Raw genomic sequence first — 651 nt, forward strand, 5'->3', positions numbered from 1 at the left:
CGTTGCGGCGGGAGATCTCCAAGAGCTGGTTGCGGGTCAGGACCAGCTCGGAGACCATGGTCATCAGGTGCTCCAGCGTATCCACGTTGACGCGGATCGACTGGTTGGCGATGCGGTCGCCCTCGCCCGCCATCTCGTCGGCCATCGACTTCTTCGGCGCGGCCTTCTCCTTGGCGGGCTTTGCGGCTTCAGCAGCCGGCTCGGCCTTAACCTCAGCCTTGGCCACGGGCGCGGGCACCGGCGCTTCGATCGCGGTCTCGCGGAAGGCGCGCTCGAGCTCGTCGAGCGAGACCTCGCCCGGACGCAGCGGACGCTCCAGGGTCTGATCGACCAGCGTGCCCATGGTCATCTCCTTGGCGGGGGCGGCTGGAGCGGCGGGTGCTTCCGGCACCAGCGGCGGCGCATCGGCAACGGGAGCAGCAGTGCCGGCTGTCGGCATCGGCTCCGCCGAGCCTGACATGGCCGCCATGCCCTGCTCGACCATTGCTTCCAGCTTGTCGATGAGATCGCGGTCGTTGCCTTCCGGCTCGGCCTCGGTCGCCTCCAAGCCAGCCAAAATCTCCTTGATGCGGTCGATCGAGGACAGGATCACCGTCACCGCCTCGGCAGTCACAGGCATGCCGTCACGGAATTTGCCCATCAGGGTCTCGC

Annotated in this window: 1 pseudogene; it reads right to left on the bottom strand. The window is 67.6% G+C overall.

Annotated elements, in window-relative coordinates:
• A pseudogene (locus I6F20_RS37590) lies at positions 1 to 651 on the bottom strand (hybrid sensor histidine kinase/response regulator); the annotation flags it as partial.

The organism is Bradyrhizobium sp. IC3123 (assembly GCF_020193625.1).
GTDB classification, from domain to species: domain Bacteria; phylum Pseudomonadota; class Alphaproteobacteria; order Rhizobiales; family Xanthobacteraceae; genus Bradyrhizobium; species Bradyrhizobium yuanmingense.